The 14955-nt window shown below is 70.9% G+C and carries 14 protein-coding genes; 7 read left to right on the top strand and 7 right to left on the bottom strand.

Going from position 1 to position 14955, the window contains the following annotated elements; genetic code table 11:
• Positions 1-31: 31 nt before the first annotated feature.
• A complete protein-coding gene (locus OG266_RS44195) occupies positions 32-1234 on the bottom strand; it encodes an FAD-dependent monooxygenase (RefSeq protein ID WP_371552539.1) in 1203 nt (400 codons plus the stop codon).
• A 196-nt stretch (positions 1235-1430) separates the two neighbouring features.
• Here OG266_RS44195 and OG266_RS44190 point away from each other — a divergent pair, with 196 nt between their 5' ends.
• Together OG266_RS44190 and OG266_RS44185 are read left to right on the top strand one after the other, a co-directional pair.
• Positions 1431-1799 (top strand): tyrosinase cofactor, encoded by a 369-nt coding sequence (locus OG266_RS44190; protein ID WP_371552537.1) that lies wholly within the window; start codon positions 1431-1433, stop codon positions 1797-1799.
• A gap of 33 nt (positions 1800-1832) precedes the next feature.
• Complete coding sequence (locus tag OG266_RS44185; protein WP_371552535.1) at positions 1833-2657, top strand: tyrosinase family protein; 825 nt, start codon at positions 1833-1835, stop codon at positions 2655-2657.
• An 11-nt stretch (positions 2658-2668) separates the two neighbouring features.
• Here OG266_RS44185 and OG266_RS44180 read toward each other — a convergent pair whose 3' ends face one another.
• The 3 genes from OG266_RS44180 to OG266_RS44170 all read right to left on the bottom strand — a co-directional run bounded on the left by OG266_RS44180 (position 2669) and on the right by OG266_RS44170 (position 5297).
• Complete coding sequence (locus OG266_RS44180) at positions 2669-3361, bottom strand: ribonuclease H (protein ID WP_371553175.1); 693 nt, start codon at positions 3359-3361, stop codon at positions 2669-2671.
• A gap of 1 nt (position 3362) precedes the next feature.
• The gene (locus OG266_RS44175) at positions 3363-4382 is read right to left on the bottom strand and encodes an ArsR/SmtB family transcription factor (RefSeq protein ID WP_371552533.1); all 1020 of its coding nucleotides are present in this window, start codon (positions 4380-4382) and stop codon (positions 3363-3365) included.
• 105 nt (positions 4383-4487) lie between these two features.
• Positions 4488-5297, bottom strand: coding sequence for a VOC family protein (locus tag OG266_RS44170; RefSeq protein ID WP_371552532.1), 810 nt, complete (start codon positions 5295-5297; stop codon positions 4488-4490).
• Between the two features lie 142 nt (positions 5298-5439).
• On the opposite strand from OG266_RS44170, the gene OG266_RS44165 reads away from it, so the two are divergent.
• From OG266_RS44165 to OG266_RS44145, 5 genes are all read left to right on the top strand, one after another.
• Complete coding sequence (locus OG266_RS44165; protein WP_371553173.1) at positions 5440-6456, top strand: zinc-binding alcohol dehydrogenase family protein; 1017 nt, start codon at positions 5440-5442, stop codon at positions 6454-6456.
• Between the two features lie 65 nt (positions 6457-6521).
• On the top strand, positions 6522-7748 hold the full coding sequence (locus OG266_RS44160; RefSeq protein WP_266470624.1) for a PP2C family protein-serine/threonine phosphatase: 1227 nt from the start codon (positions 6522-6524) through the stop codon (positions 7746-7748).
• Positions 7749-7997: 249 nt separating this feature from the next.
• Positions 7998-8672 (top strand): response regulator transcription factor, encoded by a 675-nt coding sequence (locus tag OG266_RS44155; RefSeq protein WP_329549604.1) that lies wholly within the window; start codon positions 7998-8000, stop codon positions 8670-8672.
• 8 nt (positions 8673-8680) lie between these two features.
• Positions 8681-10357, top strand: coding sequence for an ATP-binding protein (locus tag OG266_RS44150; protein ID WP_371552529.1), 1677 nt, complete (start codon positions 8681-8683; stop codon positions 10355-10357).
• Between the two features lie 119 nt (positions 10358-10476).
• Complete coding sequence (locus OG266_RS44145) at positions 10477-11400, top strand: SGNH/GDSL hydrolase family protein (protein ID WP_371552528.1); 924 nt, start codon at positions 10477-10479, stop codon at positions 11398-11400.
• Between the two features lie 15 nt (positions 11401-11415).
• Here OG266_RS44145 and OG266_RS44140 read toward each other — a convergent pair whose 3' ends face one another.
• The 3 genes from OG266_RS44140 to OG266_RS44130 are packed head-to-tail and all read right to left on the bottom strand — an operon-like array spanning position 11416 to position 14825.
• Positions 11416-12159, bottom strand: coding sequence for a hypothetical protein (locus tag OG266_RS44140; RefSeq protein ID WP_371552526.1), 744 nt, complete (start codon positions 12157-12159; stop codon positions 11416-11418).
• Positions 12160-12180: 21 nt separating this feature from the next.
• Positions 12181-12858 carry a TetR/AcrR family transcriptional regulator gene (locus tag OG266_RS44135; RefSeq protein WP_371552524.1) on the bottom strand — a complete coding sequence of 226 codons (678 nt, stop codon included), beginning with the start codon at positions 12856-12858 and terminating at the stop codon, positions 12181-12183.
• Positions 12825-14825, bottom strand: a complete 2001-nt coding sequence (locus tag OG266_RS44130; RefSeq protein ID WP_371552522.1) for a CocE/NonD family hydrolase — start codon at positions 14823-14825, stop codon at positions 12825-12827. The genes OG266_RS44135 and OG266_RS44130 overlap by 34 nt, the downstream gene beginning before the upstream one ends.
• Positions 14826-14955: the final 130 nt, after the last annotated feature.

The raw sequence follows: 14955 nt of genomic DNA, 5'->3' as shown, positions 1-14955 counted from the left end.
CTATTCACCAAAGAAACCCGGTCGTGGACGGCTACCGCTGAGTGCGGGCCTGCACCGTTCGCGCGAGCCGCGGACCCAGCCAGCGCTTGAACCGGCGCAGTGCCTCCAGCTGTCCGGCCGCTCGGTCGATGCGGTAGTACAGCTGCGGCGGGATGTACGGCAGCAGCGGCGAATGGCGCTGGCCGAGCAGGGCGAACATCTGCGCCGGCGGCAGGTGGATGTAGCGCGGGAGGTTCTCGTACCACTGGGCGCTGTGGCGGGCCGCGCTCTGGATCGACAGGAGCGCGGCCCTGCGCTCCTGCTCGTAGTGGGCGAGGGCGGCGTCCAGCTCCGGGATCTCGCGCAGCGCTCCGGCCAGCGAGAGGGCGTCCTCCAGAGCGAGGGTGGTGCCCGCGCCGATCGAGTAGTGCGTGGTGTGGGCGGCGTCACCGATCAGGACGAGGTTGCCTCGGCGCCAGGTCCGGTTGGTCAGGGTGCGGAAGTTCAGCCACTGCGCGCTGCCGTCGCTCTGCGCCCGCCCGATCAGCCCGTGTCCGTCCAGGAGGTCGGCGAAGAGCTTCTCGAGGAGGGCGAGGCCGTCACCCTCGCTCGCCGTGTCGAGCCCCAGACCGGTCCAGGTCTCGGGAGAGCACTCGACGACGCAGGTGCTGTGCTCCCCGCTGAACGGGTAGGCGTAGCACCAGATCCAGCCATGATCGGTCTCCACGAAGGAGAAGGTGAAGGAGTCGAAGACCTTGGTGGTGCCGAGCCAGCTGTAGACGTTCCGGCCCAGTGCGATGTCACTGCCGAAGTGGTCGGCATGGCGCTCCCGCAGGGCGCTGTTGACTCCGTCGCCCGCGACGACGAGATCGGCGTCGGGCAGCCGGTCGGCGGTCACCTCGTGCTCGAACTCGACGCGCACGCCGAGGGATTCGGCCCGTTCGGCGAGCAGGTCGAGCAGTCGGCGGCGGCCGATTCCGAACCCCTCGTCGCCGGGGTGGACGGTCCTGCTCTCGCCCACCTGGGCGACCCCCTCGCTCCAGCGGACCGAGTTCTCGCTGACGGCGCGCGCGGACTCGGGGTCGCCTTCGCTGAGCTTGTCGAGCAGGCCCGCCCAGTACGTCACGCCCCAGCCGTAGGTCGACCCGGCCGGATTCCGTTCGTAGACGGTGATGTCGTGGGACGGGTCCTGGCGCTTCATCAGGATCGAGAAGTACAGGCCGGCGGGTCCGCCACCGACGCACGCGATCTTCACGCGCACTCCCTCTGTTGCACATTGCGGTCAATTGACTGCGAAGAGTAACAGGGGAGGGTTGTGGGTCATGGTGCGCACGACATTTGCTTAATTGTCCGGATCACAGCCAACCGACATTCGACGATTTCTCCCACCCTCTGACGAACCGATAGGCATACCGAGTCGTTCAACAGAGCCCGATACAGGAGGACTTCGTATGCCGGAACTCACCCGTCGCCATGCCCTGGGTGCGGCCGCCACGCTGGCCGCCGTGGCTGCTTCCCAGTCCCTCAGTGCACCGACGGCCACCGCCGCCGGACACGACCACAGCAGGCCCGAGGCCTTCGACGAGGTCTACCGGGGCCGCCGCATAACCGGCCGTCCCATCAGCGGAAGCGGACACCACCACGGCGCCGGCTACGCCGTGTTCATCGACGGCGTGGAGCTGCACGTGATGCGCAACGCCGACGGCAGCTGGATCAGCGTCGTCAGCCACTACGACCCGGTGGCCACCCCGCGCGCCGCCGCCCGCGCCGCGGTCGTGGAACTGCAAGGGGCCCCGCTCGTCCCGTTCGGCGCCAACTGACCCGCCCCGCAAGCAGACTGTGGAGTCCCGCACATGACCGTACGCAAGAACCAGGCGAGCCTGACCGCCGACGAGAAGCGGCGTTTCACCGATGCGCTGGTGCAGCTCAAGCGCAGTGGCCGCTACGACTCCTTCGTCACAACGCACAACGCATTCATCGTCGGCGACACGGACAACGGCGAGCGGACGGGTCACCGTTCACCGTCGTTCCTGCCCTGGCACCGCAGATTCCTCATCGAGTTCGAGCAGGCACTGCAGTCGGTCGACCCCGCCGTCGCCCTGCCGTACTGGGACTGGAGCACCGACCGCACGGCTCGCGCGTCCCTGTGGGCGCCCGACTTCCTCGGCGGCACCGGGCGCAGCCGGGACGGCCAGGTGATGGACGGCCCCTTCGCGGCCTCGGCCGGCAACTGGCCGATCAGCGTGCGCGTCGACAGCCGCACCTACCTCCGCAGGTCGCTCGGCGGGAGCGCCCGGGAGCTGCCCACCCGCGCGGAGGTGGAGTCCGTACTCGCGATGGAGACGTACGACATGGCGCCGTGGAACAGCGCCTCGGACGGTTTCCGCAACCACCTCGAAGGCTGGCGGGGCGTCAACCTGCACAACCGGGTCCATGTCTGGGTGGGCGGCCAGATGGCCACCGGCGTCTCCCCCAACGACCCGGTGTTCTGGCTCCATCACGCCTTCATAGACAAGCTGTGGGCCGACTGGCAGCGCCGCCACCCCGGCTCCAGCTACCTGCCGCTGGGCGGGACCCCGGACGTCGTCGACCTCGACGAGACCATGAAGCCGTGGAACGACGTGCGGCCGGCCGAACTGCTGGATCACACGGCGCACTACACGTTCGACACGGCCTGAAAGTCTGACGGCTACGCGTCGGCGGTCTCCGTCGTACGGCATTCGGGGTGTCCCCAGCCGGAGCCGTTCTTGGCGATGGGCTCACCCGCCGCGTAGGAGCGTCCGCACAGGCAGCGGCCGGGGAACTTCGCCTTGATCGTGCGGGCCGGGCCGCTCTGCTTCGCGGGGGCGCGGCGGCGCGCGGCGGCCGGGACGGTGTCGGGAGCGGGCGGCGGCTGGGGAGAACCGAGGTCGCTGCCCGCGGGCTCCTGGACGATCGCCGCCTGGCTCGCGGCCCGGTCGGCGAAGTCGTTGAGGCGGTCGCCGTCGACCTGGTGCGCGGGGACGTAGCGGAAATCGACGGTGCGCCCGGTGAGGAGTTCGTCGATGCGGGCGACCAGTTCCTGGTTGGCGACGGGCTTGCCGGAGGCCGTCTTCCAGCCCTTGCGCTTCCAGCCGGGCAGCCAGGTGGTGACGGCCTTCATCGCGTACTGGGAGTCCATCCGGATCTCCAGCGGGACGTCCGGGGCGATCGCCGTCAACAGGCGCTCCAGCGCGGTGAGTTCGGCGACGTTGTTCGTCGCGGTGCCCAGCGGGCCGGCCTCCCACCGGGTGGGGGTCTCGTCACCGTCGGCCACGACCCAGGCCCATCCGGCGGGTCCCGGGTTCCCCTTCGACGCCCCGTCACAGGCGGCCACAACACGTTCAGACATGGCCCCGATGATGTCACGGTCGGACGGCTGCTCCGGTACCGGGTCGCAGCCCGCCACTGCTGCCGAGCAGCCGCTCCCCCAGCGCGGTGGCCGTGTGCAGGACGTACTTGCCGTCGCGGCGGCTGGCCACCAGTCCCCCGTCGCGCAGGACGCCGATCTGGTAGCTGGCGCTGGGCAGCGCGATCCCCACGGCCGCGGCGACCTCGGAGGTGGTGCGGGCGTGGCGGCCCGCCACCTCGGCGAGTACGACGCTGCGGGTGCGGCCCAGCAGGCGTTCGAGCCCGTCGTCCGCGGCGCGTGCGACAGCGAGGGGTGCCTTCGCCACCGGATAGACGAGCACCGGGTCGAGGCCGGGGTCGGCGAGTGCGGTCGGCCGGCGCCAGCAGAAGAACGAGGGGACGAGGAGCAGACCGCGCCCTTCCAGATGCAGATCGCGTTCGATGGGGTAGTCCACCTCGAGCACGGGAGATTTCCAGCGCGCCAGCGGACGCAGTCCGTCGAGAAGGGCCTGGGTGCCGCCGTCGAGGAGGTCCCGGGAGCGCAGGTCGACGTCGTCGGCGACCGCCGTGCGGATGTGCGTCCAGTACGGCTCGAGGAGGGCGCGGAAGTAGACCCCGAGGGCGTTCGCCAGTGACTTGAGCGGGTCGCCGCCCGGTCTGCCGAGTGAGGTCGCCCAGCTCGGAACGGGGCGGGAGTCGGCCAGCCGTGTCAGGTCGCGCACCAGCCGGGTGCGCGGGGTGCGCCGCACCTGGTCGAGGCCGGCCGGCAGATCGCCGCCGGTGACCGATGGTGTGAGGAAGTCCGGGATGTAACCCGTCGAGGGAATCAGTGTCCGCAGCGGGTACAGCGCTCGGCCCGCGACCGGGTCTCTGGAGAGCCGGTCGCGGGCCGAGCGGCGCCAGTGACCGAAGTCGAGCGGTCCTTGGCCGGTCTCCAACCGGCAGACGCTGCACACCAGTTCCCACAGCGGATCCGGTTGCCGGGCCACGCGGATGTTCTGCAGATCGTGCGACGTGAAGTGAATGCGGAGCATGCGGCCTCTCGCGATTCTTGTGGGGGGTCGGTCACCCGAAGGTGCGGCGGCCACAAGAAGGGACGAAAAACCGCGTCCGTGTGGTTGCCCTCGCGGGCGAAAGGTTCAGGACACGTCGGTCAACTTGGGCATGTCGCCCTCGGTCGTGCTGAGGTCGATGACGGAGAACGACGCGCCCTGCGGGTCGCTCAGCGCCGCGAACCGTCCGAACGGGCTGCTCATGGGCCCGAAGCGCAGAATGCCGCCGCGTTCGGTCGCCTTCGCCACTGCCGCGTCGCAGTTCTCGACGGCGAAGTAGACGTTGACGTACGACGGGACCTCGGGAGGGAAGTCGTCCGTCATCTTCATCCGGCCCAGGACGGTGTCCTCGCCGACGTTGAAGATCCTGAAGTCCATCTCGGGTCCGTCATGGGGTCCGTCCATCTGCTTCGCGCTGAACGGGAAGACGGCGGGGAGGAACGCGTCGGTCTTCTCGGGCTCACGGGTGAAGACCTCGGCCCAGGCGTACGCGCCGGGCACGGAGATGGCCTCGAAGCCCTCGTGGGTGCCCGCCTGCCAGACGCCGAAGACGGCGCCGCTGGGCTCACTGGCCAGGGCCATCGTGCCGAAGTCGCCGACCTGCATCGGCTCCATCACGACGGTGCCGCCGTTGTCCCGGATCTTCTGTGCGGTCACGGCGGCGTCGGGCGAGGCGAAGTAGAGGCACCAGGCGGACTGGCCCTCCTGCCCGGGCATCGGCGGGACGACGGCGGCCACCGCTTTACCGTCCTTGTACGCCTGCGTGTAGTTCCCGTACTCGCTGGACGACTCGCCGAACGTCCAGCCGAGCACGTCACCGTAGAAACTCTTGGCCCCCTCCACGTCGCTGAACATCGCGTCCGCCCAACAGGGCGTTCCCTCGGGTTGTACGGCCATGACGTCGACCTTCTCCGGTTGGGTGACTGGTTCCACGTTTCACGCTAGCCAGGCCCGGCCCGGGCCGCGCGCCGAACGGGACGTTCCGCACCAAACTGGAGAGCGGACAGCAACGGTCCTCGACGGGACGGGGCACGGGATGATGCACGCGTGGGAAGCGGTCCGGCCCGGGCCGATCGAGCAGGAGCCGCTGCGCTTCGTCGAGAAACCGGTGCCGGTGCCGCGGGCCGGCGAACTCCTCGTACATGTCCGCGCCTGCGGTGTCTGCCGTACCGACCTGCACGTCGCCGAGGGCGACCTGCCCGTGCACCTGCCGGGTGTGACGCCCGGGCACGAGGTCGTCGGCGTGGTCGCGGCGCTGGGCGAGGACGTGCGCGCGTACGCCCTCGGCGACCGGGTGGGCGTCGCCTGGCTGCGCGGTACGGACGGTACGTGCCGGTACTGCGTGCGCGGGGCCGAGAATCTCTGTCCGGCATCCGAGTACACCGGCTGGGACGCCGACGGCGCCTACGCGGAGTACACGACCGTGCCGGCCGATTTCGCGTACCGGCTGCCCGGCGACCTGGACGACGTCGCCCTGGCCCCACTGCTGTGCGCGGGCATCATCGGCTACCGCGCGCTGCTGCGGGCCTCGCTGCCGCCGGGCGGGCGGCTCGGTCTGTACGGGTTCGGCGGCAGCGCCCACCTGTGCGCGCAGCTCGCGCTCGCGCAGGGCGCCACCGTGCACGTACTGACGCGGGACCCGGCGGCCCGGCGGCTGGCGCTCGCCCTGGGGGCGGCGTCCGCCCGCGGGGCGTACGAGGAGCCTCCCGAGCCGCTGGACAGCGCGATCCTGTTCGCGCCGGTCGGCGATCTGGTCCCGGTGGCCCTGCGGGCGCTCGACCGGGGCGGGGTGCTGTCCGTCGCCGGGATCCACCTGAGCGACACGCCGCCGCTCCGCTACGAGCGGGAGCTGTTCTACGAGAAGGAGCTGCGCAGCGTCACCTCGAACACACGGGAGGACGGGCGGGCTTTCCTGGCGCTCGCTGCGCGCCACGGCGTCCGCGCGACGACGCACACGTACCCGCTGTCACGCGCTCAGGAGGCCCTCCAGGACCTCAAGGCCGGCCGCTTCGACGGTGCGGCCGTGTTGGTGAACAACATGCCGCCCCGGCACTGACCGGGGTGCGGGCCCGTCTCCCCCGTGCGTGGATGGACCATGGCGTGTGTGGCGGTGGAGGTGGCATGACGGGCCGAGGCGGTGCGGACACTCCGGGTGCGGAGTCACCGTTCGGTGCCATGGAGGATGCCGTCGAGTCGATCGGCACCACGCTGGACGAGCAGACCACGTGCGAGGAGCTCGCCGCGTTCGTGTGCCGGCACTTCTGCGACGCCGCCGCGGTGGACCTGCTGCCCGCGGACGCCCCGGCCACCACACAGCACCCGCACGCCCCGGACCTGTCACGCGTCGCCACGGCGGGAGACGCCGGGCTGCTGACCCCGTGGCCCGCGCACGGAGCACGGCCCCTGTCCGTGCAGGCGCTCGACGAGGGACATCCGATCACCGCCTCGATCGACCTGTCCGGACGGGTCCCACGGCAGGTCATGACCGTGCCGCTGCTCGCGCACGGCCGCCTGTACGGAGTGATGCTCGCCGTCCGGCAGGGGAAGGAGTTCACCGACCAGGAGACCACCGGCACGCACTACGCGGCGCGTCTCGCGGCCGTCCACCTCGGCCACTCCCGCCAGCACAACGCCGTACGGAGCACGGTGCTGAACCTTCAGCGGGCGCTGCTGGCCGAACCGGGCCGGCCGCATCCGAACCTCGACCTGGCCACCCGGTATCTCCCGGCCGGTGGCACCACGCTGGTGGGCGGGGACTGGTTCGAGACCGTACGGCTGCACTTCGGGCGCACCCTGCTGGTCGTGGGCGACGTCATGGGGCACGGCCTGAACGCCGCCGTCGACATGAACGCGTACCGCTCGATGCTCCGCTACGTCGCCTCCACGGACCTGCCGCCGCACCGGGTGCTGCGCCGGCTGGACGCCGCGGTGGCCGAGGACGGCAACCGGCGACCGGCCACCTGTCTGCTGGTCCAGGTCGACCCGGCACGCGGCACGGCCGCGCTCGCCTCCGCCGGGCACCTGCCTCCGGTCGTCTTCTCCAAGGACGGCACCGAGCTGCTCCAACTGCCGGTCGGCCCCCCGCTGGGCACCGGAGTGGGCGGCTACGAACAGGCCACCCGCACGCTCACCCCCGACGACACCCTGGTGATGTACACCGACGGTCTGGTGGAGCGGCGCGGGGAGGACATCGACGCCTCGCTCGCCCGACTGGCCCGGCTACGGCTGCCGCCGGGGGCGGGTATCGACGCACTGCTCGACGAGGTGCTCGTCCGTCTCAACGCCCGTCACGCGGAGGACGACGTCGCGGTACTCGCCGCCCGCATCCGCGCACGGACCACGACGTGAGGCCCGACCTGCCGGTTCGCGGCGCCGCCGTGACCCCGGGAGGTGAGGGTCGGCGCGTCCCGGCGCGGGTTCGTGCGGCGGTGATGACATCCCCGCACCGCTGCACGAACCCGCGCCGGAACTCCCCCCGGGCGGCTCCCCCTTGAACCGTGGGTAGTTCCTGTTCTACCTTCGCCACATGGTCGGGGCATCAACGCCCGCTCACCAGGGACACAACGTGGGGGCGGCAGCTGGGCCGGGTGGTGCGGAATGCGTCCACACCTCGCGCTGATCGAGGACGATCCCGACTTCGCACTGATGTGCCGTACCTATCTGGAACGTGAAGGGTTCACCGTCGCGTGGGCCATCGACGCACGCGCCGGGAAAGCCGCCATGTACGACGGCGGCATCGATCTGGTCGTCCTCGATCTGGGACTGCCGGACGGCAGTGGCCTGGAGCTGCTGCGGTCACTGCGCTCCACCAGCCGCCTCCCGGTGATCGTCGTCTCCGGGCGCGGTGACGAGGCGGACCGGGTCGCGGGCCTGGAGATCGGCGCGGACGACTACCTGGTCAAGCCCTTCTCGCAGCGCGAACTCGTGGCCCGTATCCGGGCCGTGCTGCGCCGGTCCCGGCCGCCCGAGGTGCCGGCCGTCCTGGAGGTCGGGGCGCTGCGCGTCGACACTGCCGCCCGTCGGGCCGACATAGCGGGCGTGCCGCTGACGCTGCGGCCCAAGGAGTACGCCCTGTTGGAGCTGCTGGCCCGCTCCCCCGGCCGGGTCTTCTCCGCCGAACAGCTTCTGGAGCAGATCTGGGGAGCGTCCTGGCAGCAGCCCGCGACCGTCGTCGAGCACGTCTACCGGCTGCGCGGCAAGCTCACCGGGCTGCCCACTCCCGCCCCGCGGATCACCACCGTGCGCGGCTTCGGCTACCGACTCGATCCCTGAAGGCCGCCATGTCCGCGAGCACCCCGCACCCCACGCCCGACTTCCGGCTCCTGTTCGACTCGACGCTCTCCCCGCTGCTCATCCTGGCGCCCGACTTCACGATCGTGGAGGTCAACCGCGCCTATCTCACGGCCACCCGCACCGAGCGGAGCATCGTCGGGCACCCCATCTTCGACGTGTTCCCCGACAACCCGGACGACCCGTCGGCCAACGGCGTCGCCAACCTGCGCCGCTCGTTGCGGACGGTGGTGGACACCGGGCGTACGGACATCATGGCGTTGCAGCGGTACGACATCCCCAGGGGCGACGCGGGCGCGTTCGTGGAGCGGTACTGGAGTCCCGTCAACACCCCGGTGCTCGACGACGACGGGCGGGTCACGCACATCATCCACCGCGTCGAGGACGTCACCGACTTCGTGCATCTGCGCCAGGTCGGGCGGGAGCAGGAGCGTGCGGTCGCCGACGCGCAGATGCGCGCGCAGGGCATGGAGATCGACCTCTTCGTGCGCGCCCGGGAGATCCGTGAGGTGAATGAGCAGTTGAGCCGCGCCAACGCCGATCTCGACGCGGCGGGACGGACGTTGCGGGAGGAGCAGCGGGCCAAGGACCGGTTCATCGCGACCCTCTCGCACGAGTTGCGCAATCCGCTGGCGGCCGCCACGGCGGCGAGCGAGCTGCTGGCGCTCGACCTGCCCGACGGCCATCCGGCGTTGTCGGTCCTGGAGCGGCAGCTCGCCACGCTGGTGCGGATGAGCAACGACCTGCTGGACGGAACGCGGGCCGTGACCGGTCGTATGGAGCTGGTGCGCGGGCGGACGGATCTGCGCTCGGTCGTCGACACCGGATGCGCGGACATGCGCGGCCTGTTCGGCCATGAGGACCGCACGCTCGACATCGAACTGCCCGCCGATCCGGTGCTCGTCGACGGGGACCGGCTGCGGCTGACCCAGGTGCTGACCAATCTGCTGTCCAACGCGCTCAAGTACACACTCCCGGGCGGTCGTACGAGGGTGCGGCTGACCACGGCGGACGGACAGGCGCGGCTCGCCGTCGAGGACGACGGGATCGGCTTCCAACAGGCCCAGGCCGAGGAGCTGTTCGGAGTCTTCATGCGGGCGGCTCCGGCGGGCCCCAGCACCCCTGAGGGGCTCGGTCTCGGGCTCGCGGTCGTCCGGACGATCGTCGAACTGCACGGCGGCAGGATCACCGCACACAGCGACGGCCCCGGAACCGGCGCCTCCTTCCGCACCCTGCTCCCGCTCGCCCTCTCCGGCACTCCGGAACCGCGCCCGGCGACGCCGGCCCGCCCCGCGTCACGGCAGCTCGCCATCCTGATCGTCGAGGACAACACGGACCTGGCCACGACCTACCGCGCCCTGCTGGAGCGGCAGGGGCACCACGTCACGGCCGTGCACACCGGCGCGCACGCCCTGATGGCCACCGAGTCCAGCCTCTTCGACGTCGTCCTGTGCGACCTCGGCCTTCCGGACATCGACGGCTACACGGTCGCCCGCGAGGTGCGCTCCCGCCCGCACGGCGACAAGGTGCGTCTCATCGCGGTCTCCGGGTTCAGCCGGGGTTCCGACCACGGCGAGTCCCTGGCGGCCGGTTTCGACGCCCACATGGCGAAGCCGCTGCCGCTCGGGGATCTGCTGGAGCTTCTCTCCAGAGCTGTCGAGGGCTGAGGCGGCACACAGCCCTTCTGCCGCACGGCGCAGAGATGTGACCGGCGTTCGCCTTCCCCCTTGTGCCCGCCTGTGCTTGCCTGGGGAGCTCTTTCGTTGGGCGGGGCGGGAGTTGACGTATGCGCAAGCGGTGGATGGTGGGGGCGCTGGTCGCCGGGCTGCTGCTCGGCGCCTGCGGCGACCCGGCGTCGGAGCCCGAGGCGTCGCCGCCCGCTCGCGCGACGCCCGAAACTTCGGCGTCACCGAGCTCGACGACGCGTCAGCGGCCCGCCGCCTCCCCGACCGCGCCGGCCGCCCCTTCGAAGGCGCCCACGGTGCTCTACCTCGGCGACTCGCTCGCCATGGAGAACCAGAAGGTGCTCGGGGATCTGCTGCGGGACCAACTGGACGCGCGGTACACGAGCGCCCCGTACTCCGGCACCACCCTGTGCGACTACCTGGAAGGCACCGGGGCGGATTCCCTCGTACCGCCCGCGGACAAGGCGGCCGCCCTGGTCCGCTCGCTCCAACCGGACTATGTGGTGCTGCAGTTCTGGGGCAACGCCTGGGGCTACACGCCGTGCATGGATGGCATCACGTACGACAAGTCGAAGAACACGTACTTCAGGCGGTACGAAGCCGACATGAAGCAGCTGACCGACCAGATCGCGCAGGCGGGCGGCGCCCAACGGCCCAGGATCGTATGGGTACTCCAGGGCCCCGACCCGATCACGCCCGACCGGATCCACACCGTCAACTCGCTGTACGAGCAGCGAGCCCGCGCCTCCGGCGACCTGCTCGCCGACGCCGGCAAGACCGTGAGCCCGGCCTCGGCCCGCGACACCTGGGTCCAGTACCTGCCGTGCACCTCGTACGAGCACGAGAACCCCGTGTACTGCACCCAGCAGGCCGGCGACCGCACCGCCCTGCACCGCGACGACGACTACCTGCACTTCTGCCTGGCGCCCACCACGTCGACGCCGAAGCCGTGTGGGGTCCGGTCACCCGGGATCGTGCGCATCACGCGGGAGATCACCCGGGTGATCTCCGGGGATGTGAGCTGACGCGTCCACCCGACCTCACCGGGTGAGGCGGTCACCCAGGATCGGGAGCAATCGGTCCGTCAGCAGACGGCGGGTCGGCTCACTGGTCAGCCACAGGAGCTTGTGACGCGTGCCGTCGACCATGGAGACGGTCATGCCCGATGTGGTGATACCGCCGTGCAGGCGCGCCCGCTCGATGCCGTCGAAGGGGATGATCTTGTTGGTGCGGTGTCCGGCCAGGATGGCCGCGGGGTCGTGGGCGATGGTGTGGGCCGGCTCCGGCGCGGTCGGACTCGAGCCCAGGGAGTTCGCCACGGAAGCCATCAGCCCACTGCGTATGCGGATGAGGCTGGTCGGCAGCAGCCACAGCTCCCCGTGGATCCAGTCCAGCCATCCCGTGGTGCAAGCACGGGCCACCAGCTGGGCGTGGACCAGGCGAATACGGGAGGCCCTCGCCACCGCCTGATCGAGCAGGGCGTCCCACCTGTCGAGCGACCGGACCCGCCAACGCTCGTGCACGCCGGCGGTCTCCGAGAGAAAGTGGAGGTGCGCCCACCCGGTGGCGTCCAGCTCCACGGCAAGCCGGACTTCCCAGCCGGCGTGCGTGATCCGTGATCCCAGCCAGTGCGGGACGTCCACATGGCTGCGGTCGGCCACGGGAGGAGCGTCCTTGCCTCCACTCCACATGATGGGAGACGCCACGCACTGATCGGCCGTCCATCGCGCTCTGTGCTCGACCAGTAAGGCCGCGGCCAGGTCCAGGTCTATTCGCTGTCTCATTCCGCCGATCATGGCAGCCGGTCACCCGTCCGACGGGCGCCCGAGCTCTGTCTCGACCAGTCGGTTGAGGTGACGCCTGGCGTCCTCCGTGCTCAGCGGGGGTGCCTGCCGCAGTCGTTGCAGGGCAAGACCGTCGGCCAGCGCGGCGAAGCGGACCGTGAAGCCGTCGAGGTCTTCGGAGGCGAACTCGCCGTCGGCGACACCCCGTTCGGCGAGTTCGCGGATCTGGGTGTGCCAGGCCTCGTACCGCTGTCCCTGGCCGCGGGCGAAGGCCTGGTCAGGGTCCTGGTCGCCCGCGTTCCAGTAGTCGAACCACATCCGCCAGTGCCGGTCGGTGTCCTCCGTGAACAGTGCGTCCACGAGCAGCCGCAGCGCCTCGGCCCCGCTGGTCGCGTGCTCGGCGGCGTCACTGAGCGCCGCGTAGTACCGCTCGATGTGCAGCACCATCGCCTCGGAGAGGATCTCCTGGACGCTGCCGAAGTGGTACGTGACGGTGCCGACCGAGACCCCGGCCGCGGCGGCGACGTCGCGCACGCCCACCGAGGCGTACCCGCGCTCGGCGATGAGCGGCACGGCTGCCTCCACGATGAGGCGGCGGCGCACCTCGGTGGGCTGGCGGGTGCGGTCGGCGGCGGCGACGGCACGGCGAGGGGTCTTGGCGGCCTTCATGCCGACGTCCTCGGGGTGTTCCGGTGCCATACGCGCTTGACCACTGTCTCTCCGTTCGCCCGTGCCTCGATGCGACTGTCCATGATGAAGTCCGTGGCCGTGGCCCGCAGCTCCGTCCGCGTAACGATCTCCGCGTCCCAATCGTCCCCGCGCCGCAGCCGGATCGTCCACTCGGAGACAGCGTTGACCGAGAGCGGGTCGTCGGTGCGGATGCGGTAGGTCTCGCGGGCGCTCTCCTCATAGCGCAGGCCGTCCGGGTACGTCCGGGATCCCCCGTAGTTGGGGTCCACCTCCAGGGTCCACTCCCCCTTCGCCACATCGTGGGTGACCAGTCGCTCGGGCCCCTGGTCGGCGGGCCGGTCGTACGTCACGGGGAGCGGCGGCGCCTGTTCGGGCTCCTCGAAGTGGATCGGTGGCTCGTCCACGGCTTCTCGCACGGGCAGGAGCAGCGCGCTCCGGGCCGGTACGACGCTCAGCTCGCCGCGTTCGCCGTGCGGCCACACCCACGGCCAGTAGGAGTCGGACACGGCGACGCGGATGCGATGGCCGGGCGGGAACGCGTACCCGATGCCGTTGAGCTCGAACTCCACGTCCTCGTACGTACCCGGGGTCCACTCCACGGCCTTGTCCCGCCCGTGCCGGGACATCAGGTTCAGCACGCCGCGTGTGACGAGGGTGGACGAGCCGTCGGGGGCGACGTCGCAGACGCGGGCGATGACATGGGCGCGCGGGGTGGCGCTGTCGAGGCGGAGCCGGACGCGCGGGCGGCCGAGGATCTCGACCCGTTCCTCCAGCGGAGCCGAGTCGAAGCAGGCCGAGCGGCCGTCCTCCTCGCGCTGGTCGGGCGGGAGGTCGCTGGCGTTGCCGAAGGGGAAGAAGCGGCCCGCGTCGAGGCCGGTGTGCTGGGGCGATCGTACGAGGACGGGGGCGCTGCCCGTGCCCAGCGGACGTTCGTCCCAAGTGACCGCCGGGGAGGGCCAGTTCGTGTCACCGACCCAACGGCCCGGCATCACGTCGTACGAAGTGGCGGGCGGCACGGGGTCGTTGATCCAGGAGCGGAGCAACGGCTCCCGCATGACGCCCGTGTCGATGCCCTTCAGGTGCTGGTCCCACCAGCGCAGGGTCTCCTGGAGGAAGCCGATCGCGGGGCCGGGGGGCAGTTCGCGGTCGGGGTACTGGTGCGACCAGGGGCCGATCAGTCCCCGTACGCGTTCGTCAGGGAGGTGTTCGACGAGGCGCAGTACGGCGTCCCGGTACGGGTCGTGCCAGCCGCCGACCGCCAGCACGGCCGCGTCGATCGCGCCGTAGTCCTCGCAGACGCTGCCGTGCCGCCAGTAGTCGTCGCGCTGCTGGTGTTCCAGCCAGGTGTGCAGGAAGGGTTCGAGGGCGTCGAGGCGTTCTCGCCACATGGGCAGCCAACGGTCCCGGCCCACTTGGGAAGGGTCCGGCGGGCGGGAGGCGAACGCCAGCATGGTGCCGGCCCAGGCGAGCATGTCGATGCCGAGGAGGGCGCCGCCCATGTAGTGCACGTCGTTGTCGTAGCGGTCGTCCGTCGAGCAGACCGTGACGATCGCCTTGAGCGGCTCGGGCGCGAGGGCGGCGATCTGGAGAGAGTTGAAGCCTCCCCAGGAGATGCCGAACATGCCGACCTTGCCAGTGCACCAGGGTTGCGCGGCAAGCCAGTTGACGACGTCGACGCCGTCGGCGAGCTCCTGCTCGTCGTACTCGTCGCCGGGTGCGCCCTCGCTGTCGCCGTGGCCCCGGATGTCGACGCGGACGGAGGCATAGCCGTGCCCGGCGTACCAGGGGTGGCGCTGGGCGTCGCGGGGCGCGGTCCAGTCGCTCTTGCGGTACGGGAGGTATTCGAGCAGCGCGGGCACGGGGTCCGTGCCGGCCGGGCGCCAGATCCGGGCGTGCAGTCGGGTGCTGCCGTCGCGGGTCGGGATCCAGACGTCCTCGCGGACGACCTGGTGCTCGAACTGCTCGCGGTACTTCACTTGATCCCTCCGAGGACGCCCCGGTCTTCAGGCCGGGGAGGAATCGGACTCCTGCGGAGCAGGGCAGGGAACGGGGTTTCGCCCCAAGGGCGAAAGACCGCCCACGCGGTCGGGTAGGCTGACTGCCGCG

Origin of the sequence: Streptomyces sp. NBC_00554, from assembly GCF_041431135.1 — a bacterium.
Taxonomy (GTDB): Bacteria; Actinomycetota; Actinomycetes; order Streptomycetales; family Streptomycetaceae; genus Streptomyces.
Note: the sequence above shows the minus strand (reverse complement) of the source record. Positions and strands in the feature narration are given on the sequence as shown.

What these genes read in the sequence shown, in the direction of transcription:
- OG266_RS44190 (WP_371552537.1), top strand. Translation starts at nt 1,431, where the DNA reads ATGCCGGAACTCACCCGTCGCCATGCCCTGGGTGCGGCCGCCACGCTG.
- OG266_RS44185 (WP_371552535.1), top strand. Translation starts at nt 1,833, where the DNA reads ATGACCGTACGCAAGAACCAGGCGAGCCTGACCGCCGACGAGAAGCGG.
- OG266_RS44175 (WP_371552533.1), bottom strand. Translation starts at nt 4,382, where the DNA reads ATGCTCCGCATTCACTTCACGTCGCACGATCTGCAGAACATCCGCGTG.
- OG266_RS44170 (WP_371552532.1), bottom strand. Translation starts at nt 5,297, where the DNA reads ATGGCCGTACAACCCGAGGGAACGCCCTGTTGGGCGGACGCGATGTTC.
- OG266_RS44165 (WP_371553173.1), top strand. Translation starts at nt 5,440, where the DNA reads ATGCACGCGTGGGAAGCGGTCCGGCCCGGGCCGATCGAGCAGGAGCCG.
- OG266_RS44160 (WP_266470624.1), top strand. Translation starts at nt 6,522, where the DNA reads ATGACGGGCCGAGGCGGTGCGGACACTCCGGGTGCGGAGTCACCGTTC.
- OG266_RS44155 (WP_329549604.1), top strand. Translation starts at nt 7,998, where the DNA reads ATGCGTCCACACCTCGCGCTGATCGAGGACGATCCCGACTTCGCACTG.
- OG266_RS44150 (WP_371552529.1), top strand. Translation starts at nt 8,681, where the DNA reads ATGTCCGCGAGCACCCCGCACCCCACGCCCGACTTCCGGCTCCTGTTC.
- OG266_RS44145 (WP_371552528.1), top strand. Translation starts at nt 10,477, where the DNA reads ATGCGCAAGCGGTGGATGGTGGGGGCGCTGGTCGCCGGGCTGCTGCTC.
- OG266_RS44140 (WP_371552526.1), bottom strand. Translation starts at nt 12,159, where the DNA reads ATGAGACAGCGAATAGACCTGGACCTGGCCGCGGCCTTACTGGTCGAG.
- OG266_RS44135 (WP_371552524.1), bottom strand. Translation starts at nt 12,858, where the DNA reads ATGGCACCGGAACACCCCGAGGACGTCGGCATGAAGGCCGCCAAGACC.